Source organism: Bartonella sp. AP36NXGY, from assembly GCF_042195865.1.
Taxonomy (GTDB): domain Bacteria; phylum Pseudomonadota; class Alphaproteobacteria; order Rhizobiales; family Rhizobiaceae; genus Bartonella.
The window spans coordinates 1-2,273 of record NZ_JBHIPD010000075.1 but is presented as its reverse complement, the minus strand read 5'-3'; the positions used below and the strand labels follow the sequence as shown (position 1 = coordinate 2,273).

Below are 2,273 nucleotides of genomic sequence, written 5' to 3'. Positions count from 1 at the left end.
TAAAAACAATTACTGAAATTAATAACAACTATCCATTTTCACTTCTTCTTATGAAGTTCGCGGGGAAATGAATATTTTGGGGCTCTCATAAGGAGAATACTAGTGTATAAAACATCCCTTTTATCATGTACGGCTGCAGCCGCTATTATCCTGTTCAACATCCAGTTCAGTGCACATGCTGAAACCCTCGTAGTTTCTGAGGGAAAACAACAAGAAGTATCCGATAAAACCTACGAAACTATTCACGCAAAAGACGGTGGCAAAATCATTGGAAAACATTTAACCATTGTTACGAATAAAGATATAAACCAAGGCACAAACCAAACCGTCTATGCTGTAACAGCAGAAGGTGCTAACAGTGCGATTGAGTTACTGGATGGCACAACCATTAAAGGCACTGGTTCTGGTATTTTCTTAGGACTTGAAGCCAAAGACGGTGCTACACTTCAAATGACTAAGGGAACAATTACATATTCTGGAATGGAGGCCTCCTCATCTGGCATTTTATCTAGCACTGGTGCTTCCTTTTCTGACAGTAAGAGTAAAAAAAACAAGCTGGAAGACGTAGTAATATCGAGTGAAAACGATAACAGTTCACTATCCTTAGGAATAAGTGCTAAAAACAGCACAGTAACCTTGAACAATGTAACCGTAACTCAAGCACTAAAAGGCATATTTGCAGATGATCACTCGACAATAACAGTGTCTGGAGGATCACTCGATGGGGAAACTGATGGGGTATATGCTGGAAACGGCAGCATCATTACTTTAAACAACAATGTTACAGTCGCATCATCTAAGGGTAATGCACTCCATGCAGATGGTATAGAATCCAAGATCACCATGAAAGGAGGGGCTGTCATAGGAGGAAGTTTGAATGGACATGAAGGCGCATTATTTACAGAAAATGGTGGACGTATTGAAATTACGGATGTTACTCTAACAACCAATAACTTCGGAAACGGTGCACTTGCACTTGGTTCTGATAGCATAGTTGAATTAAAAGGCAATACAAAGATTAACAATGCTTTGAACGGTCTTGGAGCATTTGATGGTGGTAAAATCACCAGCGAAAATTTAACACTCATCGGTTCTGGAGCAAAAGAAGAAAGCACTGGTGTAGGAGTTGACCTGCCTAACAGCAAGATCGAACTAAATGGAAAAACAACCATTGAAAAATTCACACATGGGCTTGAGGCACGAAATGGTGGACAGATTGATGTCACGGATATAGCTTTAACAACGAATGACGCGGGAACCGGTGCACTTGCACTTGGTCCTGATAGCAGAATTGAATTGCATGGAACGGCAACGATTAATAATATTTTGAAGGGTCTTAGAGCAATAAATGGTGGCAAAATTACCAGCGAAAATTTAACAGTAGTCGGTGGTAAAGCAATTAATGAAAATCTCGGCAAAATAAGCACTGGTGTACGGACAGAGGATTCTGGTAGTGAAATTCAGTTAACCGGCAAAACAACCATTCAAAATGTCGATGAAGGTTTTTATGCAGACGGTGGAAGTCAAATCATTAGCGGAGATTTAACAATAACCGGTGGTGAGTCCGAAGCAGCAACCGTTGGTGTAAACATTTGGGATGCCGATAGTATAGTTGAATTCAATGGCAAAACAACCATTCAAAATGTTGATGTTGGTCTTTTTGTCATTGAAGGTAGCACAATTAAAACGAGCAATCGTGCTATTGATACTAATTCTAAAGGCCTAGATACCCAATCCGATACTCCTCAGAAGGGGAAGAAAAATACAATAGAAGCAAAAATGGCTGCACTGGTTGTAATAAATGGCGGACATATTGATCTGACAGATGTTTCTGCCACAGCAGAAGTTGCCAGTTTACAATTCGCAACTTTCTTTGATAATAATCCGAATAGCTCTCATGATCCGCAAAAATATCATAGTAATGAGATCAATCTGACTAATGCAGAGCTTCATGCTGAAAATGGTACAGGAATTTTCGTTAGAACTGTTGTTGAAAAAAGCATCGAAGATGCTGCTGCTCCATCAATCGGCACAGTCAATCTTAAAAAATCAGAAGTCCATGCTGACGTATTATTAGGAGATGGTATTTTTTGGGACAAAACATCATGGAAAGATAAAGATTTGTGGGATGGTAAAGAGGTTAAAACGATCTCCAACGGCACCTTCACATTAAGCGCAGATCAGTCTATTTTAGAGGGCAGAGCGAATATTGCTAAAGACAGAAATGTACATTTTGATCTAAAAAACAAGACAACATGGACACTAAAGACCAG

General features: G+C 39.6%; 1 pseudogene. It reads left to right on the top strand.

Annotation, left to right across the window (positions count from 1 at the left end):
* Positions 1-102 precede the first annotated feature (102 nt).
* Positions 103-2,273 (top strand): annotated as a pseudogene (locus ACFINX_RS09820) (autotransporter outer membrane beta-barrel domain-containing protein); the annotation flags it as partial.